Below are 14,174 nucleotides of genomic sequence, written 5' to 3' on the forward strand. Positions count from 1 at the left end.
TACCCGGTTACGTTCGACCCGTGATCGAACTCGAACTGGTGGAGGTCCTCCCCCACCGCCTGCACATGCTGCGCTTCCCCGTCGGCCAGGCGTACCTGTGGCGTGACGGCGAGGCCCTGACGCTGGTCGACGCCGGCCACGCGGGGGCCGCCGACGCGATCGAGGGGGCCATCCGTTCGCTGGGGCTGCGCCCGGAGCGGCTGGAGCGGATCGTACTGACCCACTCCCACCGCGACCACGTGGGCGCGGCGGGGGAACTCCGCGCCCGGTGGGGTGCGCGGATCGTGGCACACCCGCTGGACGCCCCTGTGGTCCGGGGCGAGGAGCCGGTACCGGAGCCGGTGCTGGCGGACTGGGAACTCCCCCTGTACGCGCACGGCCTGACGGCCCCGCAGGCGCCGCCGACCCCGGTGGACCAGGAGGTGGCGGACGGCGAGCAGTTGCCGTTCGGGGGCGGCGCGGTGGTGGTGCACTCCCCCGGGCACACGCCGGGCAGCATCGCGGTGCACCTGCCGGAGCACGGCGTGCTGTTCACCGGGGACTGCGTCGCGGGGGTCGGCCGGGTGATGCTCGGCGTGTTCAACGTGGACGGCGCCCAGGCGCTCGCCTCCTTCCGACGCCTGGCCGGCCTGGCCCCGTCGGTGGCCTGCTTCGGCCACGGCGACCCCCTGACCGTGGCCACGGCCGACACCCTCCGGAAGGCCGCCGGCACCGCCTGACGGGCGCTTGTGACCACGCCACCGCCGCGGGTTCCGCCCGACCCGCCACCACCGACACCCTCCGGAAGGCCGCCCCACCGCCGCCGGCACCGCCCGATCCGCCACGTCCGCGACCCTCCGGAAGGCCGGGGTCGGCGGCGGCCGTGGCCGTCCGCCGGGGGCGGCGCCGCCCGGCGGGCTGACCACCGCCCCGCCCACACCACCGCCGCCCGGACACCGCCCGACGGCGATCCCCGGCCCCACCCGCCACTCCTGCGGGGCTACGGGAGCGGGCGGCCCGCCTCCAGGTACAGCGGGTGGCCGCGTTCACGGGCCCGCAGGGCCCACCGCAGGCGTTCGAAGCGGACCGGCGGCAGCATGCCGGCGGCCTCCGTCTCCGTCACGAACCGCCACTCCCGCAGCTCCGGCCCCGGCAGCCGCAGCTCCGCGATCTCCCGCTCCCCCAGCCGTCCCCCGTCGAACAGCAGCCGCAGCCCCCCGTACGCCGGGGACACCGGCGGCTCCCAGTCCACCACCAGCAGCCCCGGCAGCCGCTCCAGCGCCAGGCCCAGCTCCTCCTCGACCTCCCGCACCCCCGCGCACGCCGGAGCCTCGCCGGGCTCCACGACGCCGCCGGGGAACTCCCACCCCGGCTTGTACGTCGGGTCCACGAGGAGCACCCGCCCCCGCTCGTCGAACAGCAGCACCCCCGAGGCCACCGTCTCCCGCGTCGGCTCGGGCGTCTGCACGATGTCGCACACCGGCGCCGACCCCGTCCGCACCGCTTCCGCGATCCGCTCCGCGGTCTCCCGCACCGTCAGCCGCCCGTTGTCGATGACGTGCGCGTCGGTCGTCAGCCAGCCCAGCGCCTGCCGGTACGCGGGGATGTGGTCGTACGCCCACTGCCGGACCCGGACGTCCACCTCCTGCGGCGCCCCCGGATCCTCCCGCGCGGCGATCCGCTCGCGCAGAATCGTTTCCCCGGGAGCGAGCAGCACGTGCCGCACCGGTATCCGCCGCGCCGCGAGCCCGCCGAAGATCTCGTCGCGGTACTCCTGGCGCAGCAGCGTCATCGGCACGACCAGCACTCCGCCCAGCTCCGCCAGCACCGCCGCCGCCGTCTCCACGACGAGCCGCCGCCAGCTCGGCAGGTCCTGGTAGTCGTCGACCTCCGCGAGCCGCTTGCGCGGCAGCAGCACCCGCAGGGCGTCACCGATGAACTCCGGGTCGAACACGGTGCTGTCCGGCAGGAGTCCGGCCAGTTCGCGGGCCGTGCTGGTCTTCCCGGCACCGAACGTGCCGTTGATCCAGACAATCACGTCTACCCCTCTCCGATGGCTCGCCTCGAAGCCCCCAGTGGCTTGCCCGCCTCACCCTGCCACGGAAACCCACTCCCGGACCGAGTGCTTATCCTCAAGGTCAGAGCCTCGTCACGCGTCCCCGCTCATGCCCCCGCCATGTCCCGCCCCTGTCTTCGTCCGTGTCCCGCCCGCTCGCTTCGCCGGAGGTCCCGTGCCCCACACCCGCCGCCCCCGCGTACCCCGTTACGGGAACAGGCCGACCATGAAGGACGTGGCCGCCCGGGCGGGCGTAGGCCTCAAGACGGTCTCCCGGGTGGTCAACGGCGAGCCGGGCGTCACGCCCGACACCGAGCGGCGCGTCCAAGAGGCCATCGAAACCCTGGGGTTCCGCCGCAACGACAGCGCCCGCGTGCTGCGCAAGGGCCGCACCGCCACCGTGGGCCTGGTCCTGGAGGACCTCGCGGACCCCTTCTACGGGCCGCTGAACCGGGCCGTGGAGGAAGTCGCCCGCGCCCACGGAGCGCTGCTCATCAACGGTTCCAGCGCCGAAGACCCGGAGCGGGAGCGCGAGTTGGCCCTCGCACTGTGCGCCCGCCGGGTGGACGGGCTGATCGTGATCCCGGCCGGGGACGACCACCGCTACCTGGAGCCGGAGATCCGGGCGGGCGTGGCCACGGTGTTCGTGGACCGCCCGGCGGGGCGGATCGAAGCGGACGTGGTCCTGTCGGACAACTTCGGCGGCGCCCGGGACGGCGTGGCGCACCTGATAGCCGCGGGTCACCGCCGGATCGGTTTCATCGGCGACCACCCCCGCATCCACACAGCGACGGAACGGCTGCGGGGATACCGCGCGGCGATGGCGGCCTCCGGGCTGCCGGTGGACGAGTCCTGGGTGACCCTCGGCCCGACCCCCCCGGCCCCCGTCGCTGTCGCCGCCCGCCGGATGCTGAGCGGCCCCGAGCCGGTCACCGCCCTGTTCGCGGGCAACAACCGGGTGACGGTCACGGTGGTACGGGTCCTGGCCGCCGAGCCGCGCCCGGTGGCCCTGGTCGGCTTCGACGACTTCGAGCTGGCCGACCTGCTGCGTCCCGGCGTGAGCGTGGTGGCCCAGGACGCCGCCGCGTTGGGGCGGGTCGCCACGGACCGCCTCTTCCAGCGCCTGGCGGGCGCCGATCTCCCCCCGGCCCGCATCGAGCTGCCCACCCGCCTCGTCCCCCGCGGCTCGGGCGAACTGCCCCCGGCGGCCTGAGACCCGCGAGGGTTCCAGGCCGCCGGTGGGCGGGTGCGCCATCGCTCAGGCTGTCGCCTTCAGCGTCGCCGAGCGGCGCGGGATCGCGAAGGCGTCCAGCTCGGCGCGGGTGAGGCCGGTCAGGGCCGTGACCTCCTCGGTGCCGACGGCCCCGCAGTCGAGGCCGCGGACCAGGTAGCCGGCCAGGGCCTTGGCGGTGGCGGGCTCGTCCATGACGTCACCCTCGATCTTGGCCACGTACGCCTTCAAGCGGGCGGCTGCGGCTTCGAGACCCTCGCGGTAGAAGGTGTAGACGGCCGCGTACCGGGTCGGCAGGTGCCCGGGGTGCATGTCCCAGCCCTGGTAGTAGGCGCGGGCTAGGGCGCGCCGGGTGAGCCCGTAGTGCAGCTTCCAGGCCTCGTGGACGTGCTCGGTGGTACCGATCGGCAGGACGTTCGTCGAGCCGTCGGAGACGCGTACGCCGGTTCCCGCGGCCGCGACCTGCATGATCGCCTTGGCGTGGTCGGCGGCGGGGTGGTCGCTGGACTGGTACGCGGCGGAGACGCCGACGCAGGCGCTGTAGTCGAAGGTGCCGTAGTGCAGCCCGGTGGCGCGGCCCTTGGCGGCCTCGATCATGCGGGCCACGGTGGCGGTGCCGTCGGAGGCGAGGATCGACTGGCTGGTCTCGATCTGGATCTCGAAGCCGATCCGGCCCGGGCGCAGGCCGCGGGCGGTCTCGAAGGCCTCCAGCAGCTCGACGAAGGCGCTGACCTGCTCGGCGTAGGTGACCTTGGGGAGGGTGAGCACGAGGCCCTCGGGCAGGTCGCCGTGCTCCAGGAGCCCGGAGAGGAAGACGTCCGTGGTGCGGATGCCGCGGTCGCGGACGTTGGACTCCATGCACTTCATGCGGATGCCCATGTACGGGGCGTTCGTGCCGTTGGCGAAGGCCTCCGAGACGAGGCGGGCGGCGCGGGCGGCGGCCTGGTCCTCCTCGGCGTCGGAGCGGACGCCGAAGCCGTCCTCGAAGTCGACGCGCAGGTCCTCGATGGGCTCGGAGGCGAGCTTGGCGCGTACGCGCTCGTAGACGGGTACGGCCAGCTCGTCGCGGATGCCGAGCACCTTGGCGAAGGTGGCCGCGTCCGGGGCGTGCTCGTCGAGGGCCGCGAGGGCCTGGTCCCCCCAGGAGCGGATGGTGTCGGCGGCGAAGACGTCACCGGGGACGTAGACGGTGTGGATGGGCTGGCGGGTCCCGGGGTCGCCCGGGTAGTGCCGCGCGAGCTGCGCGTCCACCGGGGCGAGGGAGGCGCTGATGCCCTCGCTGACCGCGCCTGCGAGGCTCGTCGCCACCTTCTCCTGCTGACCCATCGTGCACTCTCCTCTTTTCCGCTTCACGGAAGCTTAGATCCGCATAGCAGAATTTAGTCACGGGGGCTCCGCCCAGTCAATGGTCCCTCCACCGCTGCGGGCGAACGACTCGGGGCCGTGCGGTGATGTGCACCACACGGCCCCGAAGTCATCCCACGGAAGGGAGAAGCGCAGGTCAGCCCTTGCGCGCCTTGATCTCGTCCGTCAGCTGCGGGACGACCGTGAAGAGGTCGCCGACCACGCCGTAGTCGACCAGGTCGAAGATCGGGGCCTCGGCGTCCTTGTTGATGGCCACGATGGTCTTCGAGGTCTGCATGCCGGCCCGGTGCTGGATCGCGCCCGAGATGCCGGAGGCGATGTACAGCTGCGGGGAGACCGACTTGCCGGTCTGGCCGACCTGGTTGGTGTGCGGGTACCAGCCGGCGTCGACGGCGGCACGCGAGGCGCCGACCGCCGCACCGAGGGAGTCCGCGAGGTCCTCGATGAGGTGGAAGTTCTCGGCGCCGTTGACGCCGCGGCCACCCGAGACCACGATCGCGGCCTCGGTCAGCTCCGGACGGCCCGTGGACTCGCGCGGGGTGCGTGAGACGACCTTGGTGCCGGTGGCCAGGGCGCCGAAGGTGACGGAGAGCGCCTCGACGGTGCCGGCGGCCGGGGCGGCCTCGACCGGAGCCGAGTTCGGCTTGACGGTGATGACCGGGGTGCCCTTGGAGACGCGGGACTTGGTCGTGAAGGACGCGGCGAACGCGGACTGCGTCGCGACCGGACCCTCGTCACCCGCCTCCAGGTCGGTGGCGTCGGTGATGATGCCGGAGCCGATGCGGACCGCGAGGCGGGCCGCCACCTCCTTGCCCTCGGCGGAGGACGGGACGAGCACGGCGGCCGGGGACACGGCCTCGTACGCGGCCTGGAGGGCGTCCACCTTCGGTACGACGAGGTACTCGGCGAACTCGGGGGCGTCGGCGGTGAGGACCTTGACGGCGCCGTGCTCGGCGAGCACGGCGGCGGTGTTCTCGGCGCCGGCGCCGAGGGCGACCGCGACGGGCTCGCCGATGCGGCGGGCCAGGGTCAGCAGCTCGAGGGTGGGCTTGCGGACGGCGCCGTCCACGTGGTCGACGTAGACGAGGACTTCAGCCATGGGAGTGCTCCTGCGAATGCGAAGTAGTCAGGGGGCGGTCGAGAGGGTGTCGGCGAAGCTCTCAGATGAACTTCTGGCCGGCGAGGAACTCCGCCAGCTGCTTGCCGCCCTCGCCCTCGTCCTTGACGATCGTGCCGGCGGTACGGGCCGGGCGCTGCGCGGCGGAGTCGACCTTGGTCCAGGAGCCTTCCAGGCCGACCTCGTCGGCCTCGATCTCCAGCTCCTCCAGGTCCCAGGACTCCACCGGCTTCTTCTTGGCCGCCATGATGCCCTTGAAGGACGGGTAACGGGCCTCGCCGGACTGGTCGGTCACCGAAACGAGCGCCGGCAGGGAGGCCTGCAGCTGCTCGCTCGCGGTGTCGCCGTCGCGGCGGCCGGTCACGGTGCCGTCCTCGACCTTGACCTCGGAGAGCAGGGTGACCTGCGGGACGCCGAGGCGCTCGGCGAGGATCGCCGGGAGCACGCCCATGGTGCCGTCGGTGGACGCCATGCCGGTGATGACCAGGTCGTAGCCGGCCTTCTCGATGGCCTTGGCGAGCACGAGCGAGGTGCCCATGACGTCGGAGCCGTGCAGGTCGTCGTCCTCGACGTGGATGGCCTTGTCGGCACCCATGGAGAGCGCCTTGCGCAGCGCGTCCTTGGCGTCCTCGGGACCGACGGTCAGGACGGTGATCTCCGCGTCGTCCGCCTCGTCGGCGATCTGGAGCGCCTGCTCGACGGCGTACTCGTCGAGTTCCGACAGCAGACCGTCGACGTCGTCGCGGTCGACGGTCAGGTCATCGGCGAAGTGCCGGTCGCCGGTGGCGTCGGGTACGTACTTCACACAGACAACGATCCTCAGGCTCACGCCGACTCTCCTACCGCATCGTCTTTTTCTGGTACCGCCTTGTGCAGGCAGCATAGGCGCCTTGTCGGGCGGATCCCGATCGGGGCGGCCCGCGCCCCGAAGGGAATGTTACTCGTCAGTACACAGTGGGTCTTCCCCGGTGGCAAGGCTGCTGAACTGTGATCTGGCCAACGCCGCCCGAACCCGCCCCAGCAGGGACGATTCAGTCCCGCAACGCGTTGAAGCGCCCTTGGTGGTAGAGGAGCGGACGGCCCTCGCCGCCGGCGTGAACCGCCGGGTCCCCGGACACCACCTCGGCGATGATCACCCGGTGGGCGCCGGCGGGCACCCGCGCCACGACCCGGCACACCAGCCACGCCAGCACTCCGGACAGGACCGGCACCCCGTGCGGGCCCTCGGCCCAGTCGGTGGCCGGCCCGAAGCGGTCGGCACCGCTGCGCGCGAAGAGGCCGGCCAGCTCCCGCTGGTGCTCGGCGAGTATGTGCACGCCGAGGTGGTCGCAGTCGCGTACCGCGGGCCAGCTGGAGGAGCCGGTGCCGATCGTGAAGGAGAGCAGCGGCGGGTCGGCGGAGACCGAGTTGAGGGAGGTCGCGGTGAACCCCACCGGGGCGCCGCCGCTCGTGGTGGCGGTGACGACCGCGACTCCCGCGGCGTGCTGGCGGAAGACCGAGCGCAGGAGATCGGGGGATCCGGGCGTGCCGGTGGTGAAACGGGGGGACGGAGCCGTCGGGGCCGTCATGGGAGGGCTTCCTTCTGCCGCGCGGGGCGCGGGCGCAGTCGGGGATCGGGGGTCGGGGACGTTCAGCGATCCCAACAGCGCGCGCTCGCGTAGCGGACGAGGTCGACGTGGACCCGTCCGTAAAGCAGGAGTTCATACCGCATGTGGTCAGCCTGGCGATCTCTCGTGTACACAGTCAAGCCGCTCCGGCCGGATGTCGGGCGCGTCACGCCCGCTGCGGGAGCGTGCCCCGGCGCGCGCGATCCCCCGGCCCGGCCCGTCCGGCTCCTCGCCCCGCTCCTCACACGGCGGCTCCGAGGGCGGCGATCACGTCGGCCTTCCGCGGCATCCCGGCGGCCCGCCGGACGATCCGCCCCGCTGCGTCCAGCACCAGCACGGTCGGGGTCTTCTCGATGCGCAGGGCCCGGACGAGCTCCAGGTTCCGCTCGGCGTCCACTTCGACGTGCGCGACGCCGTCCACCATGGAGGCGACGTCGGCCAGGATCCGCCGGGTCGCCCGGCAGGGCTGGCAGAACGCGCTGGAGAACTGGACGAGGGTGGCCCGCTCCCCCGGTTCGGCGCCCAGTTCGGCGGCGCCCAGCCGTGCCCCGTCCCCGTGCCCGTGCTCCCCGGCTGCCATCAGTACCCCTGCCCTCGCTCCGGTCGTACTCTGATCCGAGCATCCCGCCCGTGCGCCGCATTCCCGGCGTGACGAGAATCTCCCCGGGCATACGCATCTGGACTGGCTCACGGGCCGGTATGTGGGGCACCATCCCCATGGTCGCGTACCTACGCTTCCGTAACTTCCGGCCGGGAGCACCTCCCCAGGCAGAAAGCGGGGTCTCCCCACCATGGCTGAGTTCGTCTACCCGCCCGTGATCGGCGCTGCGCACACGCTCTTCCGCGCGCTGGACATCCGTATCGACATGAAGGGTACGGAGAACATCCCGCGCAAGGGCGGGGCGGTCCTGGTGTCCAACCACATCGGCTACCTCGACTTCATCTTCGCCGGTCTGGCCGCGCGGCCGCAGAAGCGGCTGGTGCGGTTCATGGCGAAGGAGTCGGTGTTCCGGCACAAGGTGTCCGGCCCGCTGATGCGCGCGATGAAGCACATCCCGGTGGACCGCGCGCAGGGGGAATCGGCCTACCAGCACGCGCTGGACTCGCTGCGCTCCGGCGAGATCATCGGGGTGTTCCCCGAGGCGACCATCTCCCAGTCCTTCACGCTCAAGAGCTTCAAGTCGGGTGCGGCCAGGATGGCGCAGGAGGCCGGGGTCCCGCTGATTCCCGTCGCGCTCTGGGGCACCCAGCGGCTGTGGACCAAGGGCCGCCCGAAGGACCTCAAGCGCAGCCACATCCCGGTCACGATGCGGGTGGGCGAGCCGCTGGAGGCGCCGAAGGACCAGTACGCGGGGGCCATCACCCGCCGTCTGCGCGAGCGGGTCCAGGAACTGCTGGACGCCGCGCAGCGCGCGTATCCGGCCAAACCGAAGGGCCCCGAGGATTCCTGGTGGCTCCCGGCGCACCTGGGCGGGACCGCCCCGACCCCGGCGCAGGTGAAAGAAGCGGGCTGAACGCCCGGTTCGCACATAGGAGGAAGAACCCGGAGGGGGCTCGCCGGATGCGGGCATTCGGGCGGTATCTGGGGGCGGCGCTCGCCGCGCGGTTCGCCTCCGAGGGCATGGGCATGGCCGTGGTGCTGCTGGCGCTGGAGCGGACGGGCAGCGCCGCGCACGGGGCGTTCGTACTGACCGCCTGGCTGGCGCCGCACGTACTGGCCGCCCCGCTCGCCGGGGCCGCCGCCGCCCGGGCGCGCCGGCCGAGGCTGTTCTACGCGGGCGCGCTGGCCGGGTTCACGGCCGCCGTGGCGGCGCTGTCGCTGCTGCTGGGGCGGGCTCCGACCGCGGTGGTGCTGGCGGTCGCGCTGCTCGGCGGAACGTGCGGGCCGATGGTGACGGGCGGGCTGTCGAGCCTGGTGGCGGGGCTGGTCCCGCCCGGCCCCGGCCGGGCCCGGGCGTACGGGTGGGACGCGTCGACCTACAACGCCGCCGCCGTCACCGCCCCGGCCGCGGTCAGCGTGGTGGCGGCGCTGGGGTCGGCGGGACCGGCGATGGGCCTGCTGGCGGCCTCGGGTGCGCTGGCCGCGGCCCTCGCGGCGAGCCTGCGCTACGAATCCCGGGACGCGGACTCGGCGGCGCCGCGGGCCGGGGCGGCCCTGACCGGCGGGCTCGCCGCGCTGTGGCGGGTGCGTCAGTTGCGGGCCATCACCTCGGCGACGACCCTGGCCTTCGTCGGAGTCGGTTCCCTCACCACCACCTCGGTGCTGCTGGCTTCGGCCCTGGGCAGCCCGGGCGCGGGCGGGGTGCTGATGACGGCCTTCGCGGTGGGCGCGCTCGCCGGTTCCCTGACGCTGGGCCGGGTCACGGCCGTCGCGCCGGGTTTGCTGGCCTGCGGGGCGCTGGCCGGGACCGCGGTGGCCCTGGCCGCGGCGGCGTGCGCGCCCTCGGTGGCGTGGACGGCGGCCGCCTTCGCCGCGGCCGGGGTGTGCGACGGCCCGCTGCTGACGGCCACCCTCCGGATCCGCTCGGAGTACGCCCCCGACGCGGTGCGCACGCAGGTCTTCACCCTGGGCGCCGGCCTCAAGCTGACGGCCGCTTCGGCGGGCGCCGCGCTGGTGGGGCTGGCAGCCGCGGCGCCGCCCCGGACGCTGCTGCTCGGGATCGCCGGGCTCCAGGCGGCCGCGGCCCTGCTGCACGTGTGGGTGGTGCGGGGTGGACCCGTCGCGGCGGCGGGGGCGGTCACAGGGCCGTCGGCAGCTTCCGCCACAGCTCCGGCCGGTCCGCGGACTCCCGGAGCGCCGTGAGGGCGCCCGCGTGCGGGGCGGCGTAGAGCGTCGGGTAGTCCACCTCGCCGAGCTCCGGGCGTACGGGGAAGGCGAGTTGCTCCCGTTCGAGGTCGAACCGGGCGTTGACACCGGGCTTGTTGCCGCGCGGGTCCAGGCGGGCCCAGCCGCCGCGGCCGGGCAGCCGGAGGGCGATGAGCCCGTGGAGCAGGGGCTGGGATCCGTCGTCCTCGGTGAGGCGCTGGTAGCACAGGGCCGCCGGGAGGCCCCGGGTGCGCAACAGGGCGACGAGGGCGTGGGACTTGGCGTGGCAGATGCCGTTGCGCGTGGCCAGCACGTCCGAGGCGCGCCAGGTGACGCGCATGTCCCCCGAGTCGCCGGAGTGCGGGACGGTGTCGCGCACGAACTCGTACGCCGCTTCGGCGTAGGCGTACGCGTCGCCGCCGCTGGCGGTCCACAGGGCGTCGGCGGTCTCGCGGACGAGGGGATGGCGGTGGTCGATGGTTTCGTCGGCGGCGAGGTAGGCGCGCACGTCGGCATGCTCCTGGATCAGTTCCATGACCCAGGAGCATGCCTATGCAGTGAACCGCATGTCTATCGATTAACGGGCGAGCTCTTCCTTCAACGCCTGGAGGAAGCCGTCGACGTCCTCCTCCTGCGTGTCGAAGCTGCACATCCAGCGGACGTCACCGGCGATCTCGTCCCAGAAGTAGAAGCGGTAGCGCTCCTGGAGGCGCCTGGACACCTCGTGCGGCAGCCGCGCGAACACCGCGTTCGCCTGCACTGGGTAGAGGATCCGGACCCCGTCCGTCTCGCGGACACCCGCCGCGAGCCGCTGTGCCATCGCGTTGGCGTGGCGGGCGTTGCGCAGCCACAGGTCCTTCGCGAGCAGCGCTTCCAGCTGCACCGAAACGAAGCGCATCTTCGACGCCAGCTGCATCGACATCTTGCGGACGTGCTTCATCTGCCGCACGGCGTCGGGGTTCAGCACGACCACGGCCTCGCCGGCCATCATGCCGTTCTTCGTGCCTCCGTAGGAGAGCACGTCCACGCCGACCGCGTTGGTGAAGGCGCGCATGGGCACGTCGAGCGAGGCCGCGGCGTTGGCTATCCGGGCGCCGTCCAGGTGCACCTTCATGCCCAGCGAGTGCGCGTGGTCGCAGATCGCCCGGATCTCCTCGACGGTGTAGACCGTGCCGAGTTCGGTGTTCTGGGTGATCGAGACGACCTGCGGCATGGCGCGGTGCTCGTCCTCCCAGCCCCACGCCTGCCGGTCGATCAGCTCGGGGGTGAGCTTGCCGTCGGGCGTGGGGACGGTGAGGAGCTTGAGTCCGGCCATCCGCTCGGGCGCGCCGCCCTCGTCGACGTTGATGTGCGCCGACTCGGCGCACACCACGGCGCCCCAGCGGTCGGTCATCGCCTGGAGGGCGGTGACGTTGGCGCCGGTGCCGTTGAAGACGGGGAAGGCTTGCGCGTACGGCCCGAAGTGGCTGCGGAAGACCTTCTGCAGGTGTTCGGTGTACTCGTCGTCGCCGTAGGAGACCTGGTGGCCGCCGTTGGCGAGCGCGACGGCCTCCAGGATCTCCGGATGCACCCCCGCGTAGTTGTCGCTGGCGAATCCGCGCACCGTCGGGTCGTGGTGGCGGCGCGCGTCGGTCGTCCCGCTCGCGGTTCTCACGGCCTGGGAGTGAGCCACAGACGCTGTCCGTTCACATCGGAGGCGGGCTCGTCCCACACGCCGGCGATGGCCTCGGCCAGCTCCTTGACGTCCGTGAAGCCCGCGAACTTCGCATTGGGGCGCTCCGCGCGCATGGCGTCGTGCACCAATGCCTTGATGACCAGGATCGCAGCCGCGGCCTGCGGGCCGTCCTCGCCCCCTGCCTTGCGGAAGGAGTCGGCCATGGCCAGCGTCCAGGCCTCGGCGGCCGCCTTGCCGGCGTTGTAGGCGGCGTTGTTGGCGACCGGCTTGTGGGCGCCGGACTGGCTGATCAGGACGTAGCGGCCGCGGTCGCTGCGGAGCAGACCGTCGTGGAACGCGATCGAGGTGTGCTGGACCGTGCGGATCAGCAGCTTCTCCAGGAAGTCCCAGTCCGCGAGGTCCGTGTCGGTGAAGGAGGTGCTGCCGCGCCAGCCGCCGACGAGGTGGACCAGGCCGTCGATGCGGCCGAAGTCCTTCTCGATCCGCTCGGCCCAGGCCTTCGTCGCGGCCAGGTCGAGCAGGTCGACGGTGTCCCCGATGACGGTGGCGCCGCCGTGGGCGTACCGGGCCGCGTCCACGGCCTCGGCGAGGCGCGCCGGGTCCGCGTCCGACGCGACGACGGTCGCGCCCGCCTCGGCGAGGCGGAGCAGGGCGGCGTGCCCGGCGGGCCCGCCGGCCCCGGCGACCGCCACTACCGCTCCCTGGAGCGCCGCGTTGTCCTTGCCCGAGCCGTTCATCCGTGCAGCCTCCTGAGGGCGAGTGGTCACGCGGCCACTCGCTGCGCGTCGTCAGCGTTCACAGCAGTGATGCCCTTGGTGGAGGCGATCACTCCCTTGAGCTTCTTGGCGAGCGCCTCATAGAACATGCTGAGCGGAAACTCGTCGGCGAGCACGTCGTCCACGAGCTTGCGCGGCGGCAGCGTCAGGTCGAGGGCGTCGGGGCCCTTGGCCCACTTGGAGCCCGGGTGGGGGGCGAGGTAGGTGGAGACGAGTTCGTACGCCTTGAACCAGTGGACGAGCTTCGGGCGGTCGATGCCGGCCCGGTAGAGGTCCTCGATCTCGGCGCACAGCTGGTTGGTGACCTGCGGGGCACGCATCCAGTCGATCTTGAGCGTGTTGTCCGTCCAGCGCACGACGTCGTGCTTGTGGAGGTAGGCGAAGAGCAGCTGGCCGCCCAGGCCGTCGTAGTTCCGGTTGCGGTCGCCGGAGACGGGGAAGCGGAACATGCGGTCGAAGAGGACGGCGTACTGCACGTCACGGCCGTGCTCGTTGCCCTCGGACTCCAGCTTCACGGCCTCCTTGAAGGCGGTGAGGTCGCAGCGCAGCTCCTCCAGGCCGTACATCCAGAACGGCTGGCGCTGCTTGATCATGAAGGGGTCGAACGGCAGGTCGCCGTGGCTGTGGGTGCGGTCGTGGACCATGTCCCACAGGACGAAGGCCTTCTCGCAGCGCTCCTGGTCCTCGACCATCCGGGCGATGTCCTCGGGCAGCTCGATGCCCAGGATGTCCACGGCGGCAGCGGTGACCTTGCGGTAGCGGGCGGCCTCGCGGTCGCAGAAGATGCCGCCCCAGGTGAACCGCTCGGGGGCCTCGCGCACGGCGATCGTCTCCGGGAAGAGCACCGCCGAGTGGGTGTCGTAGCCCGGGGTGAAGTCCTCGAAGGTGATGCCGAGGAAGAGCGGATTGTCGTACCGGGTGCGCTCCAGCTCGGAGAGCCACTCGGGCCACACCATCTTGAGGACCACGGCTTCGAGGTTGCGGTCCGGGTTCCCGTTCTGGGTGTACATCGGGAAGATCACGAGGTGCTGGAGCCCGTCGGCGCGCTCTGCGGCCGGCTGGAAGGCCAGCAGGGAGTCGAGGAAGTCCGGCACCGGGAAGCCGGCCCCGGCCCACTTGCGCAGGTCGGCGACGAGGGCCCGGTGGTAGGCGGTGGCGTGCGGGAGCAGCGGCGACAGGGTCTCCACGGCCACGATCACCCGCTCGACGGCGGCAGCGGCCTCGGCCCGGGTGGGGGCGGCCTCCGCCTCGAAGTCGATGGAACCGTTGGAGGCCTGCCAGGGGCGGATCTCCTCCACGGCGGCCTTGAGCTCGGGCCACGCCGGGTGATCGACCACCCGCGTCCCGGCGGTTATCACGGCGCCACCGGTGCCCGGCACAAGAGTTTCCGTCATGTCACTTCCTCCACAGGAGAACCTCACGTCAGGGCAGCGTAAGCGCGTGAGGCTCTTCTGTTCAAGAGGAGGCTCGGGAAAATATCCTGCGAAACCCCCCACTCCACGGGAATTCTTCCCGTCCTAGAGGGCGGAAGCAGTCGCTCCGGCCCCTCATTCGGCCCTGGG

The 14,174-nt window shown here is 72.5% G+C and carries 14 protein-coding genes; 4 read left to right on the plus strand and 10 right to left on the minus strand.

Going from position 1 to position 14,174, the window contains the following annotated elements; genetic code table 11:
• The first annotated feature begins 65 nt into the window (after positions 1-65).
• Positions 66-719 (plus strand): MBL fold metallo-hydrolase, encoded by a 654-nt coding sequence (locus IE207_RS12390; RefSeq protein WP_190184246.1) that lies wholly within the window; start codon positions 66-68, stop codon positions 717-719.
• Positions 720-979: 260 nt separating this feature from the next.
• Here the strand turns inward: IE207_RS12390 and IE207_RS12395 are convergent, their stop codons facing one another.
• Positions 980-2,017, minus strand: a complete 1,038-nt coding sequence (locus IE207_RS12395) for an NUDIX hydrolase (protein ID WP_190184140.1) — start codon at positions 2,015-2,017, stop codon at positions 980-982.
• A 244-nt stretch (positions 2,018-2,261) separates the two neighbouring features.
• Here IE207_RS12395 and IE207_RS12400 point away from each other — a divergent pair, with 244 nt between their 5' ends.
• Positions 2,262-3,248, plus strand: a complete 987-nt coding sequence (locus tag IE207_RS12400) for a LacI family DNA-binding transcriptional regulator (RefSeq protein WP_229873660.1) — start codon at positions 2,262-2,264, stop codon at positions 3,246-3,248.
• Between the two features lie 45 nt (positions 3,249-3,293).
• Here IE207_RS12400 and IE207_RS12405 read toward each other — a convergent pair whose 3' ends face one another.
• The 5 genes from IE207_RS12405 to IE207_RS12425 all read right to left on the minus strand — a co-directional run bounded on the left by IE207_RS12405 (position 3,294) and on the right by IE207_RS12425 (position 7,935).
• Positions 3,294-4,592: a DUF6986 family protein gene (locus IE207_RS12405; RefSeq protein ID WP_190184142.1), complete on the minus strand. Its 1,299-nt coding sequence runs from the start codon at positions 4,590-4,592 to the stop codon at positions 3,294-3,296.
• A gap of 175 nt (positions 4,593-4,767) precedes the next feature.
• On the minus strand, positions 4,768-5,730 hold the full coding sequence (locus IE207_RS12410) for an electron transfer flavoprotein subunit alpha/FixB family protein (RefSeq protein WP_190184143.1): 963 nt from the start codon (positions 5,728-5,730) through the stop codon (positions 4,768-4,770).
• 61 nt (positions 5,731-5,791) lie between these two features.
• The gene (locus IE207_RS12415) at positions 5,792-6,577 is read right to left on the minus strand and encodes an electron transfer flavoprotein subunit beta/FixA family protein (RefSeq protein ID WP_190184144.1); all 786 of its coding nucleotides are present in this window, start codon (positions 6,575-6,577) and stop codon (positions 5,792-5,794) included.
• Positions 6,578-6,779: 202 nt separating this feature from the next.
• Positions 6,780-7,316, minus strand: coding sequence for a flavin reductase family protein (locus IE207_RS12420; protein WP_190184145.1), 537 nt, complete (start codon positions 7,314-7,316; stop codon positions 6,780-6,782).
• Positions 7,317-7,596: 280 nt separating this feature from the next.
• The gene (locus tag IE207_RS12425; RefSeq protein WP_190184146.1) at positions 7,597-7,935 is read right to left on the minus strand and encodes a thioredoxin family protein; all 339 of its coding nucleotides are present in this window, start codon (positions 7,933-7,935) and stop codon (positions 7,597-7,599) included.
• A gap of 211 nt (positions 7,936-8,146) precedes the next feature.
• Here IE207_RS12425 and IE207_RS12430 point away from each other — a divergent pair, with 211 nt between their 5' ends.
• Positions 8,147-8,869 carry a lysophospholipid acyltransferase family protein gene (locus IE207_RS12430; RefSeq protein WP_190184147.1) on the plus strand — a complete coding sequence of 241 codons (723 nt, stop codon included), beginning with the start codon at positions 8,147-8,149 and terminating at the stop codon, positions 8,867-8,869.
• A gap of 47 nt (positions 8,870-8,916) precedes the next feature.
• Complete coding sequence (locus tag IE207_RS12435) at positions 8,917-10,158, plus strand: MFS transporter (protein WP_190184148.1); 1,242 nt, start codon at positions 8,917-8,919, stop codon at positions 10,156-10,158.
• On the opposite strand, the gene IE207_RS12440 is transcribed toward IE207_RS12435, so the two are convergent.
• From IE207_RS12440 to IE207_RS12455, 4 genes are read right to left on the minus strand one after another with little or no spacing between them, the layout of a single operon-like run.
• Complete coding sequence (locus tag IE207_RS12440; protein WP_190184149.1) at positions 10,094-10,696, minus strand: transglutaminase-like domain-containing protein; 603 nt, start codon at positions 10,694-10,696, stop codon at positions 10,094-10,096. The genes IE207_RS12435 and IE207_RS12440 overlap by 65 nt on opposite strands.
• A 42-nt stretch (positions 10,697-10,738) precedes the next feature.
• Positions 10,739-11,815: a threonine aldolase family protein gene (locus IE207_RS12445; protein ID WP_190184150.1), complete on the minus strand. Its 1,077-nt coding sequence runs from the start codon at positions 11,813-11,815 to the stop codon at positions 10,739-10,741.
• Positions 11,812-12,573 (minus strand): SDR family oxidoreductase, encoded by a 762-nt coding sequence (locus tag IE207_RS12450; RefSeq protein WP_190184151.1) that lies wholly within the window; start codon positions 12,571-12,573, stop codon positions 11,812-11,814. Before IE207_RS12450 ends, IE207_RS12445 begins: the two co-directional genes overlap by 4 nt.
• Positions 12,574-12,599: 26 nt before the next feature.
• Positions 12,600-14,006: a DUF6421 family protein gene (locus IE207_RS12455; protein WP_190184152.1), complete on the minus strand. Its 1,407-nt coding sequence runs from the start codon at positions 14,004-14,006 to the stop codon at positions 12,600-12,602.
• Positions 14,007-14,174 lie beyond the last annotated feature (168 nt).

It is taken from the genome of Streptomyces cirratus, assembly GCF_014650775.1.
Classification (GTDB): domain Bacteria; phylum Actinomycetota; class Actinomycetes; order Streptomycetales; family Streptomycetaceae; genus Streptomyces; species Streptomyces cirratus.

What these genes read in the sequence shown, in the direction of transcription:
- IE207_RS12430 (WP_190184147.1), top strand. Translation starts at nt 8,147, where the DNA reads ATGGCTGAGTTCGTCTACCCGCCCGTGATCGGCGCTGCGCACACGCTC.
- IE207_RS12405 (WP_190184142.1), bottom strand. Translation starts at nt 4,592, where the DNA reads ATGGGTCAGCAGGAGAAGGTGGCGACGAGCCTCGCAGGCGCGGTCAGC.
- IE207_RS12390 (WP_190184246.1), top strand. Translation starts at nt 66, where the DNA reads ATGCTGCGCTTCCCCGTCGGCCAGGCGTACCTGTGGCGTGACGGCGAG.
- IE207_RS12450 (WP_190184151.1), bottom strand. Translation starts at nt 12,573, where the DNA reads ATGAACGGCTCGGGCAAGGACAACGCGGCGCTCCAGGGAGCGGTAGTG.
- IE207_RS12455 (WP_190184152.1), bottom strand. Translation starts at nt 14,006, where the DNA reads ATGACGGAAACTCTTGTGCCGGGCACCGGTGGCGCCGTGATAACCGCC.
- IE207_RS12435 (WP_190184148.1), top strand. Translation starts at nt 8,917, where the DNA reads ATGCGGGCATTCGGGCGGTATCTGGGGGCGGCGCTCGCCGCGCGGTTC.
- IE207_RS12440 (WP_190184149.1), bottom strand. Translation starts at nt 10,696, where the DNA reads ATGGAACTGATCCAGGAGCATGCCGACGTGCGCGCCTACCTCGCCGCC.
- IE207_RS12420 (WP_190184145.1), bottom strand. Translation starts at nt 7,316, where the DNA reads ATGACGGCCCCGACGGCTCCGTCCCCCCGTTTCACCACCGGCACGCCC.
- IE207_RS12400 (WP_229873660.1), top strand. Translation starts at nt 2,262, where the DNA reads ATGAAGGACGTGGCCGCCCGGGCGGGCGTAGGCCTCAAGACGGTCTCC.
- IE207_RS12410 (WP_190184143.1), bottom strand. Translation starts at nt 5,730, where the DNA reads ATGGCTGAAGTCCTCGTCTACGTCGACCACGTGGACGGCGCCGTCCGC.
- IE207_RS12425 (WP_190184146.1), bottom strand. Translation starts at nt 7,935, where the DNA reads ATGGCAGCCGGGGAGCACGGGCACGGGGACGGGGCACGGCTGGGCGCC.